General features: G+C 59.6%; 29 protein-coding genes. 27 read left to right on the top strand and 2 right to left on the bottom strand.

Features of this window, described 5'->3' with window-relative positions; genetic code table 11:
- The first annotated feature begins 1 nt into the window (after nt 1).
- From CXY71_RS15510 to CXY71_RS15410, 20 genes are all read left to right on the top strand, one after another.
- Complete coding sequence (locus CXY71_RS15510) at nt 2–502, top strand: single-stranded DNA-binding protein (protein WP_104137275.1); 501 nt, start codon at nt 2–4, stop codon at nt 500–502.
- A gap of 54 nt (nt 503–556) precedes the next feature.
- Entirely contained in the window at nt 557–1,414 is an 858-nt protein-coding gene (locus tag CXY71_RS15505; protein ID WP_104137272.1) for a DNA adenine methylase, read from the top strand.
- Between the two features lie 578 nt (nt 1,415–1,992).
- Nucleotides 1,993–2,295: a hypothetical protein gene (locus CXY71_RS15495; RefSeq protein ID WP_104137266.1), complete on the top strand. Its 303-nt coding sequence runs from the start codon at nt 1,993–1,995 to the stop codon at nt 2,293–2,295.
- Between the two features lie 431 nt (nt 2,296–2,726).
- The gene (locus CXY71_RS20750) at nt 2,727–2,933 is read left to right on the top strand and encodes a hypothetical protein (protein ID WP_146072851.1); all 207 of its coding nucleotides are present in this window, start codon (nt 2,727–2,729) and stop codon (nt 2,931–2,933) included.
- Between the two features lie 53 nt (nt 2,934–2,986).
- Nucleotides 2,987–3,631: a hypothetical protein gene (locus tag CXY71_RS15490; protein WP_158253126.1), complete on the top strand. Its 645-nt coding sequence runs from the start codon at nt 2,987–2,989 to the stop codon at nt 3,629–3,631.
- Between the two features lie 419 nt (nt 3,632–4,050).
- Nucleotides 4,051–4,311, top strand: a complete 261-nt coding sequence (locus tag CXY71_RS15485) for a hypothetical protein (protein ID WP_104137260.1) — start codon at nt 4,051–4,053, stop codon at nt 4,309–4,311.
- Between the two features lie 235 nt (nt 4,312–4,546).
- Entirely contained in the window at nt 4,547–4,780 is a 234-nt protein-coding gene (locus tag CXY71_RS15480) for a hypothetical protein (RefSeq protein WP_104137258.1), read from the top strand.
- 5 nt (nt 4,781–4,785) lie between these two features.
- The gene (locus CXY71_RS21195; RefSeq protein WP_233204665.1) at nt 4,786–4,941 is read left to right on the top strand and encodes a hypothetical protein; all 156 of its coding nucleotides are present in this window, start codon (nt 4,786–4,788) and stop codon (nt 4,939–4,941) included.
- A gap of 762 nt (nt 4,942–5,703) precedes the next feature.
- Nucleotides 5,704–6,000: a hypothetical protein gene (locus tag CXY71_RS21510; protein ID WP_199184327.1), complete on the top strand. Its 297-nt coding sequence runs from the start codon at nt 5,704–5,706 to the stop codon at nt 5,998–6,000.
- Nucleotides 5,954–7,495: a terminase gene (locus CXY71_RS15465; protein WP_158253124.1), complete on the top strand. Its 1,542-nt coding sequence runs from the start codon at nt 5,954–5,956 to the stop codon at nt 7,493–7,495. Before CXY71_RS21510 ends, CXY71_RS15465 begins: the two co-directional genes overlap by 47 nt.
- The gene (locus CXY71_RS15460) at nt 7,492–8,916 is read left to right on the top strand and encodes a phage portal protein (protein WP_104137252.1); all 1,425 of its coding nucleotides are present in this window, start codon (nt 7,492–7,494) and stop codon (nt 8,914–8,916) included. The genes CXY71_RS15465 and CXY71_RS15460 overlap by 4 nt, the downstream gene beginning before the upstream one ends.
- Entirely contained in the window at nt 8,849–9,649 is an 801-nt protein-coding gene (locus CXY71_RS15455; protein WP_104137250.1) for a hypothetical protein, read from the top strand. The genes CXY71_RS15460 and CXY71_RS15455 overlap by 68 nt, the downstream gene beginning before the upstream one ends.
- Before the next feature lie 95 nt (nt 9,650–9,744).
- Complete coding sequence (locus tag CXY71_RS15450; RefSeq protein WP_104137248.1) at nt 9,745–10,272, top strand: hypothetical protein; 528 nt, start codon at nt 9,745–9,747, stop codon at nt 10,270–10,272.
- A 12-nt stretch (nt 10,273–10,284) separates the two neighbouring features.
- Nucleotides 10,285–11,502 (top strand): phage major capsid protein, encoded by a 1,218-nt coding sequence (locus CXY71_RS15445; protein WP_104137246.1) that lies wholly within the window; start codon nt 10,285–10,287, stop codon nt 11,500–11,502.
- Nucleotides 11,503–11,567: 65 nt separating this feature from the next.
- Entirely contained in the window at nt 11,568–12,035 is a 468-nt protein-coding gene (locus tag CXY71_RS15440; protein ID WP_104137473.1) for a Gp19/Gp15/Gp42 family protein, read from the top strand.
- 7 nt (nt 12,036–12,042) lie between these two features.
- Entirely contained in the window at nt 12,043–12,357 is a 315-nt protein-coding gene (locus CXY71_RS15435) for a hypothetical protein (protein WP_104137244.1), read from the top strand.
- A 241-nt stretch (nt 12,358–12,598) separates the two neighbouring features.
- Entirely contained in the window at nt 12,599–12,961 is a 363-nt protein-coding gene (locus tag CXY71_RS15425) for a hypothetical protein (protein ID WP_104137238.1), read from the top strand.
- Between the two features lie 74 nt (nt 12,962–13,035).
- Nucleotides 13,036–13,866, top strand: a complete 831-nt coding sequence (locus tag CXY71_RS15420; RefSeq protein WP_104137235.1) for a hypothetical protein — start codon at nt 13,036–13,038, stop codon at nt 13,864–13,866.
- 85 nt (nt 13,867–13,951) lie between these two features.
- A complete protein-coding gene (locus tag CXY71_RS15415) occupies nt 13,952–14,284 on the top strand; it encodes a hypothetical protein (RefSeq protein WP_104137232.1) in 333 nt (110 codons plus the stop codon).
- A 17-nt stretch (nt 14,285–14,301) separates the two neighbouring features.
- Nucleotides 14,302–14,661 (top strand): hypothetical protein, encoded by a 360-nt coding sequence (locus tag CXY71_RS15410; protein ID WP_146072850.1) that lies wholly within the window; start codon nt 14,302–14,304, stop codon nt 14,659–14,661.
- On the opposite strand, the gene CXY71_RS15405 is transcribed toward CXY71_RS15410, so the two are convergent.
- Complete coding sequence (locus CXY71_RS15405) at nt 14,658–15,125, bottom strand: hypothetical protein (protein WP_104137226.1); 468 nt, start codon at nt 15,123–15,125, stop codon at nt 14,658–14,660. The genes CXY71_RS15410 and CXY71_RS15405 overlap by 4 nt on opposite strands.
- On the bottom strand, nt 15,122–15,298 hold the full coding sequence (locus tag CXY71_RS21190) for a hypothetical protein (RefSeq protein ID WP_158253123.1): 177 nt from the start codon (nt 15,296–15,298) through the stop codon (nt 15,122–15,124). The genes CXY71_RS15405 and CXY71_RS21190 overlap by 4 nt, the downstream gene beginning before the upstream one ends.
- A gap of 95 nt (nt 15,299–15,393) precedes the next feature.
- On the opposite strand from CXY71_RS21190, the gene CXY71_RS15400 reads away from it, so the two are divergent.
- From CXY71_RS15400 to CXY71_RS15370, 7 genes are all read left to right on the top strand, one after another.
- A complete protein-coding gene (locus CXY71_RS15400) occupies nt 15,394–17,394 on the top strand; it encodes a tape measure protein (RefSeq protein WP_104137222.1) in 2,001 nt (666 codons plus the stop codon).
- Nucleotides 17,394–19,649 (top strand): hypothetical protein, encoded by a 2,256-nt coding sequence (locus CXY71_RS15395; RefSeq protein ID WP_146072849.1) that lies wholly within the window; start codon nt 17,394–17,396, stop codon nt 19,647–19,649. Before CXY71_RS15400 ends, CXY71_RS15395 begins: the two co-directional genes overlap by 1 nt.
- Before the next feature lie 38 nt (nt 19,650–19,687).
- Entirely contained in the window at nt 19,688–20,830 is a 1,143-nt protein-coding gene (locus CXY71_RS15390) for a hypothetical protein (RefSeq protein WP_146072848.1), read from the top strand.
- Nucleotides 20,827–22,086, top strand: coding sequence for a tail fiber protein (locus CXY71_RS15385; protein WP_104137213.1), 1,260 nt, complete (start codon nt 20,827–20,829; stop codon nt 22,084–22,086). Before CXY71_RS15390 ends, CXY71_RS15385 begins: the two co-directional genes overlap by 4 nt.
- A gap of 88 nt (nt 22,087–22,174) precedes the next feature.
- Nucleotides 22,175–23,122: an N-acetylmuramoyl-L-alanine amidase gene (locus tag CXY71_RS15380; RefSeq protein WP_104137210.1), complete on the top strand. Its 948-nt coding sequence runs from the start codon at nt 22,175–22,177 to the stop codon at nt 23,120–23,122.
- Nucleotides 23,123–23,154: 32 nt separating this feature from the next.
- Nucleotides 23,155–23,547 (top strand): hypothetical protein, encoded by a 393-nt coding sequence (locus CXY71_RS15375; RefSeq protein WP_104137207.1) that lies wholly within the window; start codon nt 23,155–23,157, stop codon nt 23,545–23,547.
- Between the two features lie 9 nt (nt 23,548–23,556).
- A complete protein-coding gene (locus tag CXY71_RS15370; protein WP_104137204.1) occupies nt 23,557–23,856 on the top strand; it encodes a hypothetical protein in 300 nt (99 codons plus the stop codon).
- Nucleotides 23,857–24,031: the final 175 nt, after the last annotated feature.

Raw genomic sequence — 24,031 nt, 5'->3', positions numbered from 1 at the left:
CATGGCTGGCGAAATTCAAATCAGTGTCGTGGGCAACCTCACGGCAGATCCTGAGCTCAGGTACACCCAGAACGGCCTGGCGGTCGTGAACTTCACCATTGCGAGCACCCCGAAGGTCTTTGATAAGCAGACCAACGCGATGAAGGACGGCGACCCGGTATTCATGCGAGCGAGTGCCTGGCGCGAATTTGCTGAGCACATCGCGGGCAGCCTCACGAAGGGCAGTCGAGTGATCGCTTCGGGCGCGCTCAAACAGCGCCAGTACGAAACGAAAGAGGGCGAGAAGCGCTCGAGCATGGAACTGCAGATCGAAGCCATCGGCCCGGATCTGCGCTATGCGACTGCTGCCGTGACCCGCGCTCAGTTCGGTAACCGTGCTCCCACATCGAGCGGGGCGGGAAATGACGAGCCCTGGGCGCCGACCGCGCCAACGAACGCACCGGCCACCGGTGGCGATGTCTGGAATTCCCCGGGCAACTTCAGCGACGAGACACCATTTTGACCAGCCGCCCATCCACCACCACGCAGACGAAAGGGACACCATGAGGGCTAAACGATGATCGACGCTCCGCGACCACCGTTCCCGTATTTCGGAGGCAAGCAACGCATTGCTGAGAAGATCGTCGCGCTGTTCCCGGAGCATGGGCACTATATCGAACCGTATTGCGGCGGGCTGTCCGTGCTCATGGCCAAGCCCGCCTCAATGTTGGAAACGGTTAACGACATCGACGGCGACATAATGACGTTCTGGCGGGTGTTGCGGGATCGACCCGAAGAGATGGAGCGTGCGTGCGCGCTCACTCCGCACTCGCGTGCTGAGTCGTTACTGTCGAAGGATCGTGAAGGCTTGGACGACATTGAACGGGCCCGCCGCGTCTGGGTGGCGCTCACTCAGCGCCGTGGCGGTCAACTCATGCCAACGGGGTTCCGCTACAACATCGACCCGAAAGGTACCTCGATGTCGTTGGTCAAGTACCTCGACGGCTACGTGAAGCGGATCGCACCAGCCGTGCAGCGACTCCGAAACGTGACGCTCGAGAGTCGCCCCGCGCTGGATGTCATCGAGGCTTACGGCAAATTCGCGGGTGCTCTGCTCTACGTCGACCCACCCTATCCCGCGGCAGTTCGCGGCACCGCAAACTGCTACCGCCACGAGATGAAAAAGGAAACCGAGCATCGCGACATGGCCGACGCGCTCAAGGCGTGCAGCGCGGCCGTGATCCTGTCGGGCTACCCCTCACCGCTGTACGACGAGCTTTTCCCGGACTGGTGCCAGGTGAAGATTTCCGCGTACACCGGGCAAGGCAACACGAACGCGGAGGATTCGGCCAGAACAGAAGTGCTCTGGTCGAACCGGGAGCTAAAAGATCCTTCACTGGATATGCAGCAGGCTTTCGATTTCGCTGTGCAGTAGTCCGCACCTTCCGCACCACCTAGGCACCCACCAATCGGTAGGGGCCATTTTTTATGCCCAGGAAAGGCGAAAAATGACGCAGCTCGCATTGGATTTCAGCGGTTTCAAGAGTCCCGGGGCGACTTATAGCCCTGGGATGAACAGAGACCAGACGCTTGCTACTGCGCCCGCCAGTAGGCCAAGACCGACCAGCCGAATATCCCAAAGGACGGCAGTGCGATTCTCCCGCGGCCTCACTGTGATGTCCGACCAGACCTTGTCGTGGTCGGCAATTGTTCCGACCGGTGACCCCCGATCTTCCACTAGGAGGAGTGTTTTCGCGAGCGCGCGGTTCGAGCGACACAGCAACCGAGCGAACGCCAGAACAGGCAGCACGGCAGCGACAACGAAAAGCAAGCTCAATATCGATCGAATAACCATGCTCCGCACTCTATCGGCGCAGGTGTGACCGGCCCGACCTGGCCGGCTATCGCAGCCGCCAGCGATTCACTCCGCACCGTGGGCGGTGTCTACGACTACGTAGCCGCCGCTCTTGAGTACGAGCACCGGGGCTTAACCCCCACAACGAAAGAGACGAAATGACCGACCAAGAGAACCGTGACACCTACTACGAGGCATATCGCCAACCGGGCCAGAATCTGCGATCCGCGCACGATGCCGGACTAGCTGCTGTAGTGGCGGCTGCGAAAGCGAAGGCGCTGGGCGATTTGACCGAAGAGTTCAGCGTCGACCACGAGCCGATGCCCGGTCTGAAATATGTGACGACGAACATCATGCTGGCCGAAACGATGGTGGCAGGAAAGCCCGGTGCGAAGCTGCTGAGGCGCATGGCCCCAGCATGGCTCGACTTGCGGGCAGAGATGAAGCGGGGCAAGTCGTGAGCCTCGTACTCGTGAAGCACCGACTGCCGCCTACATGGGATGGGCAGCGCGTCCAGTGGGAAAAATTCGAATCATCGGGCGGTATGTTCATCTGCCCGCCGCCGCCGCCCGACCCATGCGAGTGTGGCAGCGTCAGAGCCCCGTTGCTTGCTTCCGGTGCCCGCGAGCCCCTGCCTGGCGAGATGACCGCATCCACGAAGCGAGTGATGGGCCGACCACTGTTGAGTGGGGTGTGCGACGAGATGAGGATACGGCCCAGCATTCACGAGAGGCGGCTGAGCGGACCATTGCTATTCAGCGCAAGCGCAAGATGAAAACCGTCTTGATCAAGCGCAATGTAGGCCCGTGGGAAGTGGTGCAGTCATGAGCGCCGCACGTCGCAGACGCTCGATGGACCTCACGCGGCTACTCGCTGAGATGCGGAGGGCGCAGTGAGTGAAGTCAGGGCGCGCGTCTGGTCGACAGGGGAGGGCAAACGGCGCACATGGCACTACAAGGTGATGCGCGCCGATGGAAAGACGGTGCTCTACGACAACACCGGAGCATTCGCCCCGATCATTCAGGACGCGCTCATTCGAGTGGAGGTCCTGCGCCACATGGTAATTGCTGGACACGAACTCAAGGAGTACCGAGGATGACCGAACCGAAAACCTTCAACGCCCTAATCAGCGAGCTCACCCAGGATCACCCGGTGATGGTGGACCGTGACGCCGGCCAGTCAGTGTGCATGGTGCCCGGACTGCTCGAGCAACTGCGTGCGGCGATCTTTGCCGGTGGTGAAGGTGGCGGCGCGATCGGTGGCGGGCCGAAGTTGCCAATGGATGCTGCTGCGGTGGATCTGCTCGAAGAAATCACGGAGCAGGCAACCGCCGTCCTCGCTGCCAGAACGCACACACCGACCCCGTACGGCACCGCTGAGCATTACGTGAGGCTGTGGGCCGGGCAGACCGATGACCTGACCGCCTACGTGCTCGAGGTGAAGGCGACGAACCTTGACCGGGTGCCGCCTGTCTACCTCGAGCGCCGCGAATACTCAGCCGTGCAACTCGCCGCCGAATGGGTGCGGCGCATCGAGGACTTCTTCAACCCGCCGAAGTCGCGGCCCATCCCGAACCGTTGCCCGGAATGCGAGACCCGCTATGTGCTGCGCATGGTCGACGGTGAAGAACGGCGATCGGCCGCGCTGAATATCACCATCGACCGGGCGACAGGTAAGCCAATCGGGGCGAAATGTTCGGAGTGTAAAACGGTCTGGCAGCCCGATGAGTTCCTGCGTTTGGCGGCGATCCTGGGGTATCCGCCGATGGACGACATGCCGGAAACTACATGGTTGTAATTCACCCTGAAACCGTGTGATAATTGAGTGCTGGCCGGAGGCATCAAAACCGCCCGCCTCAACTCTTCGAGAAAGGGCCAACACTTCCCCCGGTGTTGGCCCTTTTCGTCGTTAACTTTCGGTCGCACCCCGACACAAACAGGCCCAGTCATAGGCATTTTCGGCGAGTCGCGACCGAATCATCTTGCCAGCGGTTGCGCCGCTCGATCACCCCGAGGCTCAGGGGCGGCAAGAGAGCGAGTCACAGCGCAGAGCGGGGCCGGCCGGTATATCCACCGGCCCCGCGAACGCACCCCCATCTAGCGTGGCCTCCGACGGCACGCGGCCCTTCACCGGTGCACTCGGTGCTGGGTGTCAACTGGCGCGAAGACCCGGCAGGGTTGCCAGTCACCGCCGACCAACTTCTACGAGGGGTGGCTATGAGTGCACAGACGAAGCGCGACCTTGAGGCAGCAATCGCCGCCCACCACCGATCTGAGACCGAAGGCAACGACCTGCGTGAGAATGCCGTGGTCATTGACTGGGTAGTCGGCTACACAATCTCCAACATCGTCGACGGCACGGTCGGATACACCAACGGCTATGACTCGTGCGACACGAACCCCAACGCTCAGGTACACCTCGCGCAGTGGACATCCAACCAGATCGCCGATCTGCTCGACCCTGACGATGAAGACTGATCCGCGCCAATGCCCGACCTGCCTACGCCGCTATCCAGTGATCAGCCTCGCCACATACTGCTCACACCGGCCAGAACCGCAATTGTGAACGCCGCTGCTGACGCCGAGCTTGAGGAAGCGTACGCCGCGCAGGATGACGGCGGGTGGGTCGTAAAAGAGCATTGACACAGATAACCCAGCACCACCCGAAGCCCTTGCCGTTGTAGTGAGGGGTTCCCTACGTTAGGACTCTCCCATGGCCCGCATTCAGATTCTCGAGTTGCCGAGTACCGAAATCTCGCCCGGCGTCTACAACTCGCCGTTCTCGATCATCATCGACCATCTCGATTCTGAAGAGATGTGCACGTCCACCGGCGTAGTGTTCCGCACAGTCACCAGCGGTCCGACTCAGGCGCAGGCCGACCAGATCGCCCGAGACATGGGCGCCGTTTCTGCGATCCTCTCCGCTGGCACGCTGGACCTCGCCTAATGACCGTGATCGGTACCGCACACGTCAAGATCATCCCCGAGATCGACCCCGCTGACCTGGACGCCGCAATAGTCGAAGCAATCGCCGTCCGAGTGGCCGAGATCCTCGCTCACCCGTACAGCTTTCCGGTGACCCTCATGGCAGGGCAGGCGGCAGAGTGAACCCGTGACACATCCTCGGCAATCTCGCCGCATGGTCCCTGATCGTCGTGCTCGTGCTGCTCATGTCACTGATCGCGGTCTCCGTCATCGTCACAGCATGGAAGGCGTTGGCGCGCAAACAAAAACCTGGCAACCACCCCGTGTTCAGCGGAAAACGCGACGACCGGTAGCCCACCCGCAGAAGTAATCCCCAGGAGGGGTGATGGAACGACTGGAGGGGTGGACATGGCGACCATTCTCCATAACGGAAACGGGCACCGCCGTAGAGAGCTCGTCAAGAGAGTCAAGGCCGAAGAAAGTTCATGTGCCCTCTGCGGTCAGCCCGTAGATAAAACCCTCACGATGACCCCCGGAGGTCACAGCAAACGATGCCCCGGAGCCCCATGCATCGGATGCCAACCTCACCCCATGCGCGGCGAAGTAGACGAAGACCTCCCACGTTCACGAGGTGGCTCGCCATATGAGAGAGCCAACTGCCACCTTCTCCACCGGGAATGCAACCAGTGGAAGTCCAAGATGACGCTCTCTGAAGCACGCAATAAACTCAACGGGCAGTCAGTCAAGGCACCACCCAAACAAGGGGTCAGCGCCTCACCAATCTGGTGAAGCCACAGGATGCGACCTAACGCCCTCACATGTTCAAAGCGGCAACGCAATCGACCGCGAGGTAGGGGGTACATACCCCTCCCCACCCCCTGCCACGGCCCACCCTCGGCATAGGTCCAATCTCTCCCCGACATTTTTTCCACAAGGAGGTGCCCAATGGCTGCTCCCAAGTTGAGGGCTGTCGGTAAGGATGAGAAGGCGTCGAAGCCTCGTACGTTGACGGTTGATGCTGCGGCGACCGACGGTTCCGAGCTCGAACTAATGATGGCAATGCGTGACCGTGTGGCTACCGCGGTTGCTGACCCGAATTGTCCAGCACGTGATCTTGCCGCGTTGACACGGCGCTTGCGGGAGATCGTCAAGGACATTGAGGCGCTGCTTGCGCGCGAGCGTGAGGAGATTGCTGATGCCGCAGATTCGCCTGACGAAGCCTGGGACGCGGAAGCTATCTGAAGTCACCAAGCACTTGGTTATTCCCTCGGGAATTGTCTCGACTGGGTATCCGGCTGTTGCCGCTCAGTGTCGAAAGATGGGCGTCGTTCACGATGACTGGCAGCAGGGACTCGGCAAGGCGATCTTAGCCAAAAGGGATACGGGTCTTTACGCTGCAGGCATCGGTGGTGTCATCCTTTCGACCTGCCGTCAAGTCGGTAAGACGTTTACCTTCGGCACCCTAATTTTTGCCCTGTGCATCCTCACTCAAAAAACCACCGTCCTCTGGACAGCGCACCATTCCAAGACGAGCGATGAGACGTTCGAGGCCCTCGCAGGCATGACGATGCGGTCTCAGATTGCCCCGTATGTGAAGAAGGTGATGACGGGGAACGGTAAACAGTCGATCCACTTCACAAACGGTTCGCGGATTCTGTTTGGAGCTCGCGAGCATGGTTTCGGGCGCGGTATCCCTGGCGTGACCATAGTCGTATTTGATGAGGGTCAGATTCTCAAACAGTCCGCGTTGAATGACATGGTTCCCGCGGCCAACACGGTCAAGAACCCGCTGATTCTTTATATGGGGACACCGCCTGACCCGAAGGATCCAAGCGAGGTGTTCAAGGGCCGGCGGCGGAAGATGCTCGCGATCGAGAAGGCCCGCGCTGCCGGCGAGGCCGCTAGTTCCGACACCCTATATGTGGAGATCGGCGCTGACGCTGATGCGGATCTTGACGACCGTAAACAGTGGGCGAAAGGAAACCCATCGTTTCCGCTGCGCACCCCTGCCGAGTCGATCATGCGTTTGCGGGAGCAGCTCGGCGACGACTCATCGTTTCGACGCGAGGGTATGGGTATTTGGGACGACGATCAAGAGGGGTCGCGTGCGATCTCTCCGGTCGAATGGTCGTCTACTGGTGTTGAGGTTGCGCTGACTGAGGGTGTCCGTTCGTTTGCGGTGGCGTTCTCGTTCGACGGCACCCGACTGGCTTTGTCGGGTGGCTTGAAGCACGACGACGGTATTCATGTGGAGTTGATTGATGCTGCTGATGGTGATATCGCTTCCGGTCTGTCGGCGCTCGCTGATTGGTTGGCTGATCGGTGGCGAAACGTTGCGGTCATTGTTCTTTCTGGTGCTGCTGGTGCTCCTGTTCTGGCTCAACTGCTGAAGGATCGCAAGGTGCCTGATGTGGTGGTGAAGATCGTGACCACCCCGGAGTATACGCAGTCGTGTTCGATGACTCTGGATGCGGTGCGTGAGTCGGCGGCCGCGGTGAAGCGCGATGAGCGTGCGCAGTTCACACATTTGGCTCTCGAAGGGCAATCCCAGCTAGACGAATCAGTAAGCGTTTCCGACAAGAAGAACCGTGGTATGTCCGGTGCGTGGGCGTGGTCCGCAACAACCCCTGACGGCGATGAGACACCGATTGAATCCATGAGTTTGGCCTATTGGGCAGCGAAGACAACGAAACGGAAGCCGCGAGGCGATCGTGAACGGAAGGCGGTTTTCTTATGAGCAGCATTCCGGTGATGGCGGGCGTCTCGATGCCAAACGTGAAGCTTGACGGTTCTGACCATGATCTGTTCGTGGACCTGTTTACGACATGGCAGCAGAAGCGCCGTCGTAATCTGATGCGCACTGTCTATGACGATGGCAAGGCGGCGCTGAAAGATTTCGGCATCGCTGTTCCCCCACAGATGCAGAGGGCGTTTACACCGTTGCAGTGGATTTCGCGCGGTGTGAATGCGCTGACGGGTCGCTCCCAGTTTGAGGGCTTTGTGTCCTCGAGCGGCGCTGATGATCCTTTTGGTTTGGCGCAGGTTTTGGACGAGAACGATTTTGTTTCTGAGTTTCAGATGGCGAAGCGCTCGTCTGCGGTGCATGCGTGTTCGTTTCTCACGGTGTCGTCGGGTGATGTGCAGGCGGGGGAGCCGGATGTGCTGATTTTGCCGCGTGCGGCGGATGCATCTGGTGCCACGTGGGACAAGCGTCGGCGTGTTCTTGGTGGGTTCTTGTCGGTCATCGATATGGATCATCAGGGGCCGTCCGAGATGGTGATGTACACGTGGGAGCGTGTCTATCTGATGGTGAAGTCTTCATCGGGGTGGCGCACAACTTTTGTTGAGCACAGCTTGGGTGAGGTGCCGGTTGCTCGGCTCCCACATGCTCCTGATTTGTCGCGCCCGTTTGGTCATTCGCGTATCTCCCGCACTGCGATGGGGATGACGGATGCGGCGGTGCGTACAATTCTCCGGTCGGAAGTGTCGGCAGAGTTTTATGCGGCAGACAAGTATTGGTTGTTCGGTGCGGATGTAACCAAGTTCGTCGGTGATGACAAGTGGTCGGCTGTGATGGGGCGGATGAACGCCATCGACCAAGAGGTCGGTGAAGAGATCAAGGTCCAACGGTTCTCTGGTGCGTCGCCTCAGCCGCATATTGATCAGTTGCGGATGCTCGCATCACAGTTCGCGGATGATCAGGATCTCGACGTGAAGTGGGCTGATGCATCAAACCCGTCGAGTGCGGATGCGATCTATGCGGCCAAGGAGGACCTCATCATGAAGACGCGGGATCAGAACCGTGTGTGGGGTCGCGGCGGGGTGAAGGCGATGCAGTTGGCCGTCCGCCTGCGTGATGGTCTGGACACGGTTCCTGATGAGTTGCGGTCGCTGTCGGGACAGTTCACTGACCCGGCCATTGTGTCACCGTCGGCTAGGTCGAATGCGTTCGTGCAGCTCGCCTCGAGCATCACTGGATTTGGTGAGTCCGAGGTGGGGCTTGAATTTGCGGGACTCACACGAGAGCAGATCGTCAGGTTCCAGGCTGAGAAGCGGCGCTCCGGTGTGACTTCACTTGTGGAGTCACTGCGTGGTGCTGCGGGGCAGACTGATCCTGCTGTTGCTGTGGTGGCTGGTCAGCGTGGCGACGGCGAGTGAAGTCGCCGACTACCGTTCGGTGCTCGATGATCTGTCCACGCTCGCGATCAACGACCTGAATAATGCGTTGACATCGCTGCGAGGGTCGTCGCCGGTGGTGGTACGGAACACGCTGATTGCGGCGTTTCCTGAACTGATCGGGCCGTATGTTGTGGCGTCAGGTGAGTTGACGGCGACCTGGTATGAAGATTTGCGACGGGCCGCGTTGGGCGGCACCATGTATGCGACTGCGGCGACGGACCTTATTCCAGCGCAGGTGAACGCGTTGGTGCGTTGGGGTGTGCGCCCTCTGTTCGGGCGGTCGGACGCGACGACACTCTCACTCATCGGTGGCGGCGTCCAGCGCATGATCGCCGGGGCGGGCCGGACCACGATCGACGTGAATGCCCGGAGGGACGTTGCTACGACGTCGTGGTCGCGCGTGGCGCGTCCGGGTGCGTGTGACTTTTGTACCGACCTGGCGGGGCGTGGCGCCGTGTACCGGTCGGAAGAAGCCGCCGGGATGGTCGTCGGGTCCGGTTCTGACCGTAGTGGTTTCGATGCGGACGGCAACCGGCTTTCGGGCGGCATCGGCGGGGGTGCGCACGCTAGGGGCCGTCAGGCGCTTGCGTCGGAATTCCACGATTTTTGCAGGTGCGTCACTAAGCCGACCTTCTATTCGATCGAATCTCGTCCCCTTGTTGTTCGCGGGTTCGAGCGCATGGAACGCGTTCTAGTTCCCATCGCCGCTTAGTCGGCATCTGAGTTTCCGCGTTCTCTCGCGGTTCGGTACGAGCCCGTTGCTCGGTCATGCCCACACGGGGCCTAAACGGAAAAGGAGGCACCACGGTGTCTACAGAAACAACCGCAACAGCGGGAGAGCAGAACGACGAGCAGAGCCAGGAAACCAAGTCGGAATTTGAAGCGATAACGTCTCAGGAAGATTTCGACAAGGCCATCCAAACCCGTATTGCTCGGGAGCGCGCAAAGTTCGCGGACTACGACGACGTGAAGGCGAAAGCCGACAAGCTCACGGTAATCGAGGACGAGAACAAGACGGAAGCGCAGAAGCAGTCAGATCGGCTAGCGGAGATCGAGCGTGAGAACGCCGAACTCAAGTCGGGCAAGCTGCGCGCCGATGTTGCCGAAGCCAAGTCAGACCCCACCAAGGGGATCGTCATTCCAGCGTCGATGCTCACGGGCACCACAAAGGAAGAGCTTGAGGCATCGGCTGACGCGCTCATCAAGTTCAAGGGAAAGCAGCAGGCACCCCGTCTGCACATCCCAAATGAAGGAAATTCACCAACCAATACGAGTAACCCCTCGGACGATTTCGCGGAGTTCCTCAACACCCAACTCGGGCAACAGTCCGCATAACCAAGGAGCATCATGGCTACCACTCTTTCCAACGTCCCGGCAGGGCTTCTGCCGACAACGATCGCCGCACCTATCTTCGACAAGGCGCGGGAACTTTCCGGCGTGCAGCAGCTTGCAAGGCGTGTTCCGCTGGCGCTTTCTGCAAACACGTCCGTCCCCGTCTCGATGGACATTCCGGCCGCTGGCTGGGTGTCTGAGGGCGGTGTGAAACCGACCGGTGCCGCATCTGTCGGCATCAAGCAGATGCAGGGCAAGAAGGTTGCCCTCCTTGTGCCGGTGTCGGAGGAGATCGCACGCACCAACCCGGCGGGTCTGTATGACCAGTTGCAGCAGGATCTTCCTATTGCGATCGCGCGTTCATTCGACTACGCGGCCATTCATGGCCTCGACCTGCGTACTGGTGGCGCTGGTCCGTTCGCGGACTACCTCAAGAAGGGCGCAACGTCGATCGAGCTCGGCACCGCCGCTGCCTCGGCTGGTGGAATGTACGCCGACTTGGTGAATGGCGAGAAGGCCGTCACCGATGCTGGATTTGACTTCACCGGGTTCGCTGCGGACCCGCGACTGAAGCCGGTACTGAAGCTGAACGTGGACACGACCGGACGCCCCCTGTGGGTGGACAGCCCTGCGGACGGCCTCACGGGCGCAAGCTTGATCGGATACCCGGCCACCTATAACCGTGGCGTGTCTGGCGTGTACCGCAACAGCGGCAACCGCGTCCAGGTCGCAACGATCACCGGGTCCCCCACGGGTGGCACGTTCACCCTCTCGGGCAACGGTGCGACCACAACCGCGATCGCGTACAACGCGACTGGCGCAACCGTGCAGACGGCACTTCGTCTGCTCGGTGGTTCGTTCGCTCAGGTGACCGTTGCGGGTTCCGCAGGTGGTCCGTACACGATCACCCTCAGTGCTGGTGCCGCAGCGCCCGCGCCGCTGACCGCGGCTGGTGCGCTTACCGGTGGCACCTCGCCGGCAATCGCCGTCACACAATCCGCACCGACCGACACGAACCTTCGTGCGATCGGTGGCGACTGGTCTCAGGCGGCATGGGGTTCGGGCATGGACATCACCATCAAGGTATCCGACTCGGCGTCGTATGTCGATGAGGCTGGTGTCACACACTCGGCGTTCCAGGAGAACCTCGTTCTTCTGCTAGTTGAGGCGCACTACGGCTTTGTGAAGTCGGACGCATCAGCAGCATGGGTGGCTTACACCGACGCAAGCTGACCGTCGAGGGGCGACATCTTCGGGTGCCGCCCCTCACCCTGACCTATCTACACGAAGGAGACATCATGACCTCATGGACTAACCCCGATGATGTGACTGGCGCGTGGATTGGTGAAGGCGCACCGACTGACGAGACGAAGATCCAGTCTTGGGTGAACCGCGCCGAACGCGAGATCAAATACCGGGTGCCGGACATCCAAGCTCGTATCGACACTGAGGCCGCCGAGACGGTGCCACGTACCGATCTGCTAGAGACAGCTAAGGATGTTGTGGCGGCGATGGTCACCCGCGTTTTCCGCAACCCTGAAGGTATCCGGCAGACGAATGTGACGACCGGCCCGTACACGGCGTCGAAAACGTATGGCGGGGATCAGCCTGGTGGGCTCGGGATCACTGATGATGAACTGGCGAAGTTGCAGGGCGTGAAGTTGTCTGGTGCGTTCACTGTGTCGATAATCCCGTCCACCTCACCATTCTCGTCGAGCTATGTGCCGCAGCCGCCCTACCAGTGGTTTGACAATGCGTCGTATTAGTGAGTTTGTGGCGCACGAGGTTTTCGCCGCGGGCGCTGAGGATGCGCACGGTAACCCGATTGAGACGTGGGCGGCTGCGGTTCAGCTGGGGATCTACGCATTCAACCCGGGCGGCACGTCTGAGCCCATGATCCCCGGTTATGACCGGGTGATTACCACGCCGACGATTTATGTCCCGTCCGAGTCTGTTCTGAGCTCCCGCGATCGTGTGACGGTGCGCGGGAAGGTGTTCGAAGTCGACGGGGTTACATCCGACTTTCGCAACCCTCATAATTCCAGCATGAACGGCAACTCGATCAACCTGAAGGCGGTGGATGGCTAGTGGCGGATGTAAAAGTGAAGTTGAAGCTCAAAGGCATAAACATCGTCATGACATCCCCTGGTGTGACCGCTGATGTTGCCCGTCGAGCACGGCGGATAGCGAACGCAGCGGGCGGAGGCTTCGAGGCGGTTGTGAATCCCCACAGGTGGACGGCGCGTGCGTTCGTGCGTACTGCTGACGCGGCCGGGCGGAGACGGCAGGCGGAAGATGCTGTGCTCGAGCGGTCATTGGACGCGGGCCGATGAAGTTCGCTGACGTCGAGGCAATGATCTTGCCGTTCATCAAGGCGCGTGTTGGCTCGACGGGAGTCGGCACGAAGGTTCCCAATCCGCGCCCTACCAGGTATGTGCGGGCGTGGGCGAACGGTGGGTCTGCTGTGAACCGTGTTCTTGAGCGGGTTCAGATAACGGTGGATGTGTGGGCAGCTTCGACTGTTGAGGCGTCCGAGATAATCGGCGACATTCGGTATGCGTTTCTCAATAGGTACACGCAGATGCCGCTCGTGCGCGGGGTCGAGGAAGTCACACGCCCATACTTCAATCCTGACGGTGACGTGGATCGCTACCGGTTCACGATCGCACTGATGGTGCGCGCCGCCCGCTAACCACTATTCGACCCCTGCCAAACCGGTGGGGGTTTTCTCATGCCGGTCATGTCCGGCTATTGAAAGGAATCATCATGACCGTAAATAGCTCAAACGCCCGGATCTTCGGCTCCGACAGTGACAGTATCAACTTGGCCCCGCTCGGCACTACCCCGCCGACCACGCTAGACGGGGCGCTCGACTCAGCATTCGAGGATGTGGGGTGGTTGAATGAGGACGGTATTACCGAGACCGCGACGGGTTCGAAGACTGCTATTCGTGGGCATCAGGGCGGCAATGTGGTTCGCTCGATTATGGAGGAGTCTGGCACGACTGTCGGGTTCACCGCCTTGGAGTCGAAGGCGCAGACGAAAAGTCTCCGCTATGACGAGAAGAACGCCACCGTTGATGGTGGCGTGCGGACGGCCACACGTGGGGCCGGTCAGAAGGTTTCTGCTCGCGCAGCGGTGATCGACATTTTTGATGCTGACGATGTGACGGTGAAGGAACGGCTCGTCATTGAACGGTTCGAGATCGTCCCTGACGGCGACCGGGTGTTCGTGAGCTCGGACATTTCGGGGTTTCCGTTCATGGGTGAGATAGTCGGCGATTACATCTCAATCGAGTCGACGTCGGAATCCCTGCTGGGGGAGGTCTGGGATCTCACCATTTCGGGTACGCCAACTGGTGGCACGTACACTCTCACCCTGAACGGTTCTGCTACTGCGCCGATCGCCTACGGCGCGAGCACGAACACTATTGCCTCCGCCCTGAACGCTCTGTCGGGCGTTACGGGTATCACCGGCATCACCGCTACCGGTTCTGGTCCGATTGTGATCACGTTCCCGACCGCCGTGTCGCTGTCCGCGAACGGGTCAGCGCTGACGGGTGGAACCGATTCGGACGCGACTGTCGCGCTGCCGTAACTGACTGGTGGCCGGGGAACTGCTGGTGGCACTCGCCCCGCCCACCTCAACACACGAGTGCCACCACACATTTAGGAGAGCCACCATGAGTGAAATCAAGTCTGTACCGAAGAAACCACAGGATCACAAGCCACCGAAACCGAAGGTGGAGAAGTTCGACTGGGGCAAGAAGGTCACCCTGCATGGGATCACCGTGAGCGTCCTCGACGAGGCTTTGGATGACTGGGAGCTGCTCGATGATCTTGGGCGCGCCGAGGATGGTGATGCTGGCCGGATTCCGTCTCTGTTCCGCCGCCTGCTCGGCGATGACACGCAGAAGGCTCTGGATCATTTCCGGGGCGAGACCGGGCGTATCCGCGTGGAGCCTGTTGTGGAGTTCATCCGGGATTTGTTTAAGGCTATCGACCCAAACTCCTAACCCTGAGTGTCGCGATCGTGAAGCATGAGGATGCTTTGCGGGCTTCGCTCAGGGCATCGTACGGAATCGATTTACGTCACGTCCGCGACACGATGCGGGCAACAGACTTGGCCGATCTGGTGGTGTGGCTTCCTGCCGGGACTGCTTTGTGGGTGTCGATGGGTGGGCCGTCTGCGGTGCCGCGTGAGGTGCAACGATTGCAGGCTGTCGAGTACTTGTTGCGGGCGCTGGTGTACCAGAACAGTGGCAGTAAGGGTAAGAAGCCTGAGCCGCCGAAACCGCCTGAGTATGCGCATGAGCGTGAGGCGCGGGAGGACGCGCAGGACCGGAAGGCTGCCGCATACCTGCGGCGTCAATCACGTATGGCGAAGGACTAGCTGAGGTCTACTACTTCACCGTCTCCGCCGAGTAGATCACGCGCGAGTGCCAGGTTGCCTTTGTCCAGCGCGAAGAGTGCGTAGTCGTCGCCTCGGATCACGTATCCGTTGAGGTCGGTGTTGGTGGCCATGTCTTCTGCCCATACTTTGACGGCGGATTGGTCGCTTGTCGCGAGTATGAGTTCGTCTGACGTGCACGAGGTCATGTAGACAATCGCCGTTTCGGAGCTGCTGCTATCGGCAGGCGTCCAGTCGCAGTCAGGGAATCCGAGGCTGAGCGTCTCGATGTATCCGGCAGCGACTTCCTGGCTTAGGGCGGCGTCTGTCGGCTCCTCTTCGACGGTATCGGTCGACGGTTCTGGCGAACTGCACGCGGTCACCCCGAGCAGGGCTACGGCGGCGACTGCGCCGACGGTGAATAGCTTTCTAAACCTCTGCTGAGTGCGTGTCCATGTGTGTGTCATGACTGGTCCTCCTTGTGTGTGTTGTGGAGCTTGATCACTCCGGCTCTGCTCATTCGAGCCGCTTCGGCGATCTGCTCCCATGTCGCGCCATGTTCCCTTGCCTGCTCGATGAGGCCGGGGCGTGTGGCGATGTCGTCCGCGATCTGACGAAGTTTCGCGAGTGTTTCCAACATGTCGACAATCTACTAAGTGGACGAACTTAGCGCAAGAGCGACCGCGTGGATGCCTAACCAAATATTCGGTTTCGAGAGGAAAGGGGGGTGATTTCATGGCAACAGAGATCGCAAACGCGTACATAACGCTCACCACCAAAATGCCCGGTGTAAAAAAGGATATCGAGCGTGCGATCGGTGGCGAGGCGACGGGCCGCAAGGCTGGCAGTTCGATCATGGCTGGGGTGAAGACCGCCGCGAAGATCGGTGCTGTCGCGGTAGGAGCCTCTCTTGCCGTGGCTGGTGCTGCCGGGTTCAGGGCGGCAGTGGGTATCGAGACGGCGCAGAGGACGCTGACGGGCCTGTATGGGTCGGCGAAGGGCGCTACGGATGTTATGGCGGGCCTGCGTGACGTGGCGAAGGATTCACCGATCGACTATCAGGCATACCTGAAAGCAGGGGAGTCGCTCGCTTATGCGGGAGTGCAGGGGAAGGACGCCACTGGCATTCTCAAGAATGTTGGCCTGGCGATCACCGCGGCGGGCGGCAGCTCGGAAGCGCTCGGTGGTGTCACGGGTGGACTGACAGACATCGTGAACATGGGCAGGGTCGGGATGGATTCCCTGAACCGAATCTCCACAGCCGGTGTGCCAATCATTTCGGGCCTGGCTGCGCATTTCGGTGTCTCAATGGACGACATCAACAAGATGGTGTCCGAAGGGGCGGTGGAGCTCGATGACGTCCTGTCGGTCATGGCTGAAGCGACTGGCGAGAACTTCGAGAAGGCACTGGGCGGCGGCGAGAAGGGGGCACAGTCGTTCGGCAACCAGTGGAAGATCGCCATCGACAACATTACGGTCGCGATCGGGACGAAGCTCCTGCCTCTTGTGAGCGAGCTTGCCCCGATGGTCAGCCGCGCGGCTGATGTCGCGATTGGTGCGATCGAGGGGATCAGTGACGCGATCAAGAACACTACGAAGTTTTTTCAGGACAACATTAGTTGGCTGAAACCACTTGCGGCCTCGGTCGGAGTCCTGGTCGCTGCGATCGTGGCATGGAATGTGGTGTCGAAGACGGTTTCCGTCGTGCAGGCCGGGGTTATTGCCGTTATGGGGACGGTGAAGGCAGTACAGCTTGCCTACACTGCGGGTACCTATGGATTGACCGCAGCGAGCTATGCGCAAGCGGGTTCGAGCCTTGCGGTGAAGGTCGCATTACTGGCAGGCGTCGCGGCTACAGGGGTCGCTACGGCAGCTCAGTGGCTTTTCAACGCGGCATTGAACGCGAATCCCATTAGCCTGATCATCCTCGCGATCGTGGCCCTCGTCGCTGGCCTCATCTGGTTCTTCACCCAGACGGAACTCGGGCAGCAGATTTGGGCGAACTTCACCCAATTCCTCACCGAGGCGTGGACCAATATCGTCAACGTCGCGACGACTGTGTTCACCGCGCTTGGTGATTTCTTCACCGGGCTGTGGCAGGGCATCTCCGACTTCATAACAGGGATCTGGGAGGGCATTGTCGCGTTCATCACGCTGTATATCAATACGGTGCGGACGATCATCACCACTGTTGTGAATGTGATCCGCGCAGTGTGGGAAAACATCTGGAATGGGATCTCTTCATTCTTTACCGGGATTTGGGAAGGCATCCTCAGTGCCATCAGAACCGTGCAGGCTGTGTTCGGGACAGTGTTCAATGCGATCGGGGACATCATCCGTGGTGCGTTCGATGGTGTCGTGTCGGTGGTGAAGGGTGTCATCAACTCGATCATCGATGCGGTGAACGGTGTTATTGGTGGTATCAACGGTGTCGCTGGGGCTATCGGGGATGCGGTCGGTATCGACATTAACATTGGCAAGATTCCACGTCTGGCTGATGGTGCCATTGTTTCGAAGCGTCCTGGCGGGATCATCGCAAACATTGGAGAAGGCCGGTACGACGAGGCGGTGGTGCCGTTGGGTGGGCCGCAGTTGGCGAAGATCCGGGATGCGTTCGGTGAGGATAACCCGCCTGCCGATCCGGGGCCGATGGAGTTGTCCGATATCACTATCGAAAAACTGGCTCGTACCCTGTCCGGGTATGTGCGTGTTCAGTCAAGGCAGGGGATTATCTGATGGCAACGTTTGCGGCCGTATATTCGTCGAAGACTGCATGGCAGTTGCAGTTGGATGTTTCTGAGAGTTCTCCTCAGCCGGCTAACAACCGGTCGTATGTTTCGTGGGCGTTGCACATTTATCGTGGCAACGGGGATACGCCGTGGAATAACGACGGTTCGGGGTATTCGGTGTCTGCGCCGGGCGGGGTGTCGGGGACGTTTGGTGGGTTCCGGTTTGGCGGTTCCGGTTCGGGCACGGATTATTCGGGTACACCTGTGGGTGGTCGGGTACTGATCGCATCTGGTGGGGGCTGGGTTGGGCACAACCCGGATGGTTCCGGTTCTGTTACGGTGTCGGCGTCGCATGCGTCCGGGACAACTCTGGGGACCGCGAATATTGGTAGTAGCGGTTTCCCGCTGACGAAGCTCACATCCCTGCCGGGTACTCCTACGTCTGTGGCTGGAGTCCGTAATTCGGATAGTCAGGTGACGGTTTCGTGGGCGCAGTCGTCGCCGTCGAACGGTCAGCCAACAACGAACACGGTCCGCCGTATGATCAACGGTGGCGCGTGGGCGAATGCCGCCAACATTTCTCCTGCCTCGTCGGTGGCCCTCACTGCGGCGGCGAACCAGAAGATCATCTACGGGGTCGTAGCTAGCAACAGCGCGGGTTCGTCTGCGTATTCGGCATCCTCAATCCCGATCTACACGACTCCGGCTGCTCCCTCGTCGGTGTCGGCGGCGAAGTCCGGTTCGGACATCATTGTCTCGTGGGCTAACAATGTCGCGTTCTCCGAATATGAGACTGTGGTTTGGCATGGTGTGGTGTCCGATGGTACTACCACGTGGGATGGGTCGGCGCTGACAACTGTCGGTACCGGTGGGACCTCGTACACGCATGAGGACCCGGACAACTCGCAGGTGCACGCGTACCGGGTGCAAGCGAAGAATCTTGACACTGGGGCGTTGACTTCCGCGTTTGTGCAGTCCAATAGTGTGCAGCTCCTCGCATCCCCGAATGCACCAACGTTCGGTACCGTTCCGAGGGACGCGGATAAGGCTGCTGATCTGGTGGTCGGGTGGGAGCACAACCCGGTTGATACGACCGGACAGACCGCTTACGAGTTCGGTTACTCCACCGATGGTGGTTCTACCTGGGAGAGCACCGGGAAGGTGACGTCTGGGACGAGTTCGTACACGATCTCCGCCTCAACGTATGCCGGTAACGAGACGGTGACTGTCAGGGTGCGAACGTGGGGTTCAGCTACGTCGGGCGGGCCGGATGATACTGGGGTTTCGCCGTGGTCCACGACGGAAACGGTGACGTTCAAGACACTTCCTGTCGCGTCGATCACTTCCCCGGCTGACTCTTCTACAGCTACAAGGGCGAGACTCACGGTGGTGTTGGGGTTTACGCAGGCAGAATCGGCATCGTTTGTGCGGGCCACCATTGGTTTGTATCGGGGTGGGGAACTGCTGGAGGAGGTTGTTTCTACAACGCTCGGCGGGACCCGTTTGGTCACGAAGGTCCGCGACGATGCCACCTACACGGTCAAGGCGACGGTGTTGGATTCGAACGGGCTGAACTCCTCACAGGTGTCCTCGACTTTCTCGGTGGCGTACACGCTGCCGGTGATGGCTGGTGTGACGGTCGTCTATTTGGAGGATTCGGCCATCGCGCAATTGGATCTCGCGATTCCTTCACCGGGGACTGGGGAGGCTGCGGCTGTCACGGTTACCATCATGCGGACGATCGATGGGAAAACGGAGACCGTGGTTGAGGAGTACCCGACCACAGCGGAGCTCACAATTTTGGACATGACGCCGACAATTCACGGTACTAACGAGTACACGGTGACGACCTTTTCTGCTGATGGTGCGACTGCCGACACGGCAGCAACATCGACCACGACAGAGGGGCAGTGGGCGTTTTTGAGTTCCGGTGAGGGGTTTGACACGATCGTCAACTTCATTGGCAACCTGAGATTCGCTTCTACTCCGGCGCGGTCGAATGCGTTGGTGGCAACGGCGGGGCGAACACGTCCGATCGCCCTGTTCGGTGAGTCAGGCACACTGGAAATATCCGGGTCCGCAGTGTTGGTCCCTGATAAAGGATCGACCTGGAGAGAAGTTGAGAATCTTATTCTCACAGCTGGCCGGGTCTGCTATCGGGATCCGTCCGGACGTCGAATGTTCGGCACCCTGACTGGGGCTCTCGACTTTCCGAATTCCCTGTCTACGGGGTTCACTTACGCGATTTCGGAGGCTAGCTAGTGGTCGCGGTCCCTAGCGGTGTAATCCCGGTCCGTTCGTTGACGACTAATGAGATTCTTTATGGCTCTAGAACGACGTCATACCGGTGGGAGATCCTCACCCATTCTGCCGGGGTTGATCGTCTGGCCGGGTTTCTGGATGGTGTGGTGGACGGGTCGGCATCCTTGTCGTGGGGTTTATATGCGGCGGTTAAAGGCTCCGGCAATTTGCGGGTGGCTGATCTGGATGTTGCGCAGGCCGGGTTTATGACAATCGGGCAGGTTGCTATCCAGTCGGTGCGGTTGCGCCCAGTTTTGGTTATTGAGGGGTTGCCGGAAATTCCGTTCGGCGTGTTCCTGGTCAGTGCTGCACCGGAGGACTGGTCGGACACCGGCAGGGTGCTGAATATGGAACTACTGGACCGGGCGACAGCGCTGGATCAAGATTCTGTGGACGAATCGTACGTGGTGGATGCCACTACGCCGATCCTGTCTGCGGTCGCCACTGTGGTTGCGTCGGCTGGTGAGTCGATCAACGTTGACGGGTCGGTCACAGACACACTCCATTCTGCAATGGTGTGGCCTGCCGGTACAACAAAGTTGCAGATCGTCAATGACCTGTTGGGAGCGCTGAACTACAACTCTCTGTGGGTGGATGGGGTGGGAAATTTTCAGGCAACCCCGTACCTTGTCCCTGCGAAACGTTCCCTGTCTTACGAGTTGTTGAATGTGGCCCGTGAGTTGGTGGATGGTGAGCAGTCGATTTATTCGCAGGAGTGGTCACGCGACAAAGATTTGTTCGATGTGCCGAACAAAGTTATTGCCGTTCAATCCGCGTCGGGGGATGTTGCGGCGTTGGTGGGCGAGTACACGAACGTTGACCAGGATTCGCCGTTCTCTTACCCGTCCCGTGGTCGGTGGATCACAAAAGTTTTGGACAGCGTTGAAACACCGGAGGGTAGTGATGCGGTCGTGATTGCGTTCCTCGAAGCGAAGGCACAGCAGTCGTTGATTGCGTCGTCAGCTGTTCAGGCGGCAGTGTCGGTGACACATCTGCCGGTACCAATCAGGGTGTCTGATGTGATGCGGTTTGCGAACGTCTCGGCTGGGATCGACGCACGGCACACGATCACGTCGATCAAGTTGGATGCGAACCCGCTAGGTCTAATGACGACCTCACTACAGGAAGTTTTGTCGCTATGAGTGATTTCAAATGGGGCACCGTTACCGGTGCCGGTCTGTTTGTGGCGGTGGCCTACACCGGTACGAATCGTGTGATGACTTCGCCTGATGGTGTTTCGTGGACTTCGAGGTCTGCGGCGGAAGCGAATCAGTGGTTCTCGGTCACCTATGGGGCTGGTTTGTTTGTGGCGGTCGCTGGCGATGGTACGAACCAGGTGATGACTTCGCCTGATGGTGTTTCGTGGACTTCGAGGTCTGCGGCGGAAACGAACGGATGGCGAGCAGTCACGTACGGGGCTGGTTTGTTTGTGGCGGTTGCCGTCACCGGCAGCGGTAATCGTGTGATGACTTCGCCTGATGGTGTTTCGTGGACTTCGAGGTCTGCGGCGGAAGCGAATCAGTGGCACTCGATCACCTATGGTGCCGGTCTGTTTGTGGCGGTGGCCTACACCGGTACGAATCGTGTGATGACTTCGCCTGATGGTGTTTCGTGGACTTCGAGGTCTGCGGCGGAAGCGAATCAGTGGTTCTCGGTCACGTACGGGGCTGGTTTGTTTGTGGCGGTCGCTGGCGATGGTACGAACCAGGTGATGACTTCGCCTGATGGTGTTTCGTGGACTTCGAGGTCTGCGGCGGAAGCGAACGGATGGTTCTCGGTCACGTACGGGGCTATCCCATTGCGGATCAAACTTGACGGTGACACCATCGCACTCCCCTTCACTCCGGACTCTCTCGTTGACCCGCTGAGTCTCGCTGTCGATGATCGTGTGCGGTGCGAGTTATCGAACCGGCGTGTGATCATCGTGGGGAGGTCGCAAGGCGTCTCTATCCCGTCCGGCAACATCGAAATGACGGCACGCGCCACTGCTCCCGGAGGTTGGCTCCTCTGCCAAGGGCAAGCAATCTCCCGCACGACCTACGCCTCCCTGTTCGCGGACATCAGTACCGCTTACGGAACTGGTGATGGTTCGACCACGTTCAACGTGCCAGATTTCCGTGGTCGCGTGCCTGTTGGTTTGGATTCTTCACAGACCGAGTTCGACGCGCTGGGTGAAGCATACGGTGCTAAGACGCACACGCTGACAGTTGCTGAGATGCCGACGCATGCGCACAGCATAAACGCACACGACACTGGGGCCGATCAGACCAGTGGAGGCAACCGAGCTTATCTAACTAGTGGCGGAGCGAATGACCGCAGCACGCGCAGCACCGGTGGCGGTGGCGCTCACAATAACGTCCAGCCTTCCCGCGTCGTCAACTTCATCATCAAGACGTAGGAGAACCCCGCCAGCGTAAACCCGGCCTTCACTAACCCATCCAACGGGAGTCCCCTACGGGCTCCCGTTCCGCATTTAAGGAGCACCAATGGCAACCTGGGCACCCAACACAACGCAAGTGATCGACAACGGATATGGAGGTAGTCGAAACGGATCACCCATCAACGGCTTCGTCATTCACCACGGCGCAGGGCTCAAAGTTCTGCGCTACGTTGCCGGATATAACGACCGCAACTCGCACCCGACTTACCATGTCGACGCATTCGGGAATCTAACCGGCATCGTGCACCCTGATCGCCGACCCGCCTCCACTGGCCACTCTGTAGATCAGGAGGCGGTGACCGTCGAGCTTGATAATAGTTCTGTCGGCGGTGTTGGCGACGACGCCTGGCCCATTAGTGATGCGACGATGGAGACTCTCTTACAAACGATCCTCTATCACGAGTCGCAGTCCGCTCGCAAGGGCTTCGCGAAGAACACTCCTGGTTATAATCAGAGCGAGTTTTTCATCGCTTGGCATTCGCAGTATGTTTCCACGGCGTGCCCCGGCCCGTACATCACGTCCCGTCTCGACTGGATCGTGGCCGAACTCAATCGGCGCAAGGCTGGTGACTACACGCCGCCCGCCTCATCCGTACCTGCGCCCGCACCCGCTGCATCTGCCGCTTCGAGTCCGCCGTCGAGTAGCACCGTCGGACCGATTCTCCGATCCGGTGGCGACTGGGCAATCCGCCTTCCAACCGGAGACTTGGCTAAGTATGTTGTTCGTGGACTTCAGAGCAAAGGCCGCCTTTCAGCTAACTATCCAAATGATGGTGATCCTCAGCGCGTATTCGAGGCCGCTGTTCAAAAGACCTTGAACTTCTCAAATGTCTTTCACGGTCTTGAAGACGGAAGGCTTGAACGCGGCGGAGCCTACGGCATCCAGGATTACGCAATCAGGTTCGGTGATTATACGCAGGATGGGGGCATTCGAGATGGCCGACCGGAAGGTATCTCTTGGAGATGCTTTGGCCTTGGAGTTACGCGACCGTGAAACGACCCTACACGGCACAACCAAGGAGCCTAATGCCTGACCTCGATTGGACCTGGTTGGCCGGTATCAACCTGCTGCAAGTCGCCATTGTCATCGTCGCCATCTGGGTGATCTTTCGCCTCCTGCTTCGATTCTGGCCGACGCTAAAGAAGACCATTGCCCTTTTCGATGCGCTCGGACAGCTACCCGCGTTCATCACCCGCACTGATGAGTCGATCATCGGCATCAAGAAGGAGACGACACGCAATGGCGGTTCGACGCTGAAAGACGCCCAAGTGCGCACTGAGGAAGCGGTCGAACGGATCGAGCTCGGGGTGAAAGGCCTCTACGACCGGGCTGACGCAGCCGACAAAGAGGACAAGCAGCTCAGATATGAACTTGAGCAGACCCAAAGCGCAGATCGAACGACTGCGCAACGAAAATAAGGAGAAACAATGACCACCACTGAACTCGCCCTCGGCGATACCATCCGCATCCGTGCCCTGGCGTACGTCCGAACCGGAGTGCCCGCACTGATCGGTGCACTGCTCACATGGCTCGCCAGCCGCATCCCCGCCGTCTTCGACTTCCTCGCCGCTGTCGATCCCGAATGGCGCACGCTGCTGTACTCGCTCGTGACGGCGCTCGTGATCCTTGCTTACTACGCCCTCGCCCGGTGGCTCGGCAACCGCTGGCCGAAGATCGAGACGCTCATGCTCGGCAGCTCCAAGACGCCGACGTACACCGCCCCATAGGCACCACCCGCACACCAATGCCCCGCTGCTTGATCCTTCACCGGATTGGGCAGCGGGGTTTTTCGTCGTCAACTGCCCACACGCCCCGATTCGGCTGTACCATGTTGCAAGTCATTTCGTGAAATAGCGCGCACTTTTGCTAGGCTCTGGAATAGCCTGTGCATAAGGTTGTGAA

The organism is Cryobacterium sp. Y62 (assembly GCF_002929785.1).
Classification (GTDB): domain Bacteria; phylum Actinomycetota; class Actinomycetes; order Actinomycetales; family Microbacteriaceae; genus Cryobacterium.
The sequence above is the reverse complement of the archived record's forward strand: the minus strand, read 5'-3'. Positions and strand labels throughout refer to the sequence as shown.

Excerpts from the sequence above, each read along its gene's own strand:
- CXY71_RS15485 (WP_104137260.1), top strand. The coding sequence starts at position 4,051 with ATGAGTGCACAGACGAAGCGCGACCTTGAGGCAGCAATCGCCGCCCAC.
- CXY71_RS21190 (WP_158253123.1), bottom strand. The coding sequence starts at position 15,298 with ATGTTGGAAACACTCGCGAAACTTCGTCAGATCGCGGACGACATCGCC.
- CXY71_RS15400 (WP_104137222.1), top strand. The coding sequence starts at position 15,394 with ATGGCAACAGAGATCGCAAACGCGTACATAACGCTCACCACCAAAATG.
- CXY71_RS15445 (WP_104137246.1), top strand. The coding sequence starts at position 10,285 with ATGGCTACCACTCTTTCCAACGTCCCGGCAGGGCTTCTGCCGACAACG.
- CXY71_RS15385 (WP_104137213.1), top strand. The coding sequence starts at position 20,827 with ATGAGTGATTTCAAATGGGGCACCGTTACCGGTGCCGGTCTGTTTGTG.
- CXY71_RS15480 (WP_104137258.1), top strand. The coding sequence starts at position 4,547 with ATGGCCCGCATTCAGATTCTCGAGTTGCCGAGTACCGAAATCTCGCCC.
- CXY71_RS15465 (WP_158253124.1), top strand. The coding sequence starts at position 5,954 with ATGCCGCAGATTCGCCTGACGAAGCCTGGGACGCGGAAGCTATCTGAA.
- CXY71_RS15370 (WP_104137204.1), top strand. The coding sequence starts at position 23,557 with ATGACCACCACTGAACTCGCCCTCGGCGATACCATCCGCATCCGTGCC.
- CXY71_RS15510 (WP_104137275.1), top strand. The coding sequence starts at position 2 with ATGGCTGGCGAAATTCAAATCAGTGTCGTGGGCAACCTCACGGCAGAT.
- CXY71_RS15425 (WP_104137238.1), top strand. The coding sequence starts at position 12,599 with ATGAAGTTCGCTGACGTCGAGGCAATGATCTTGCCGTTCATCAAGGCG.
- CXY71_RS15415 (WP_104137232.1), top strand. The coding sequence starts at position 13,952 with ATGAGTGAAATCAAGTCTGTACCGAAGAAACCACAGGATCACAAGCCA.
- CXY71_RS15505 (WP_104137272.1), top strand. The coding sequence starts at position 557 with ATGATCGACGCTCCGCGACCACCGTTCCCGTATTTCGGAGGCAAGCAA.
- CXY71_RS21510 (WP_199184327.1), top strand. The coding sequence starts at position 5,704 with ATGGCTGCTCCCAAGTTGAGGGCTGTCGGTAAGGATGAGAAGGCGTCG.
- CXY71_RS15440 (WP_104137473.1), top strand. The coding sequence starts at position 11,568 with ATGACCTCATGGACTAACCCCGATGATGTGACTGGCGCGTGGATTGGT.
- CXY71_RS15495 (WP_104137266.1), top strand. The coding sequence starts at position 1,993 with ATGACCGACCAAGAGAACCGTGACACCTACTACGAGGCATATCGCCAA.
- CXY71_RS15460 (WP_104137252.1), top strand. The coding sequence starts at position 7,492 with ATGAGCAGCATTCCGGTGATGGCGGGCGTCTCGATGCCAAACGTGAAG.
- CXY71_RS15375 (WP_104137207.1), top strand. The coding sequence starts at position 23,155 with ATGCCTGACCTCGATTGGACCTGGTTGGCCGGTATCAACCTGCTGCAA.
- CXY71_RS15395 (WP_146072849.1), top strand. The coding sequence starts at position 17,394 with ATGGCAACGTTTGCGGCCGTATATTCGTCGAAGACTGCATGGCAGTTG.
- CXY71_RS15380 (WP_104137210.1), top strand. The coding sequence starts at position 22,175 with ATGGCAACCTGGGCACCCAACACAACGCAAGTGATCGACAACGGATAT.
- CXY71_RS15420 (WP_104137235.1), top strand. The coding sequence starts at position 13,036 with ATGACCGTAAATAGCTCAAACGCCCGGATCTTCGGCTCCGACAGTGAC.
- CXY71_RS15405 (WP_104137226.1), bottom strand. The coding sequence starts at position 15,125 with ATGACACACACATGGACACGCACTCAGCAGAGGTTTAGAAAGCTATTC.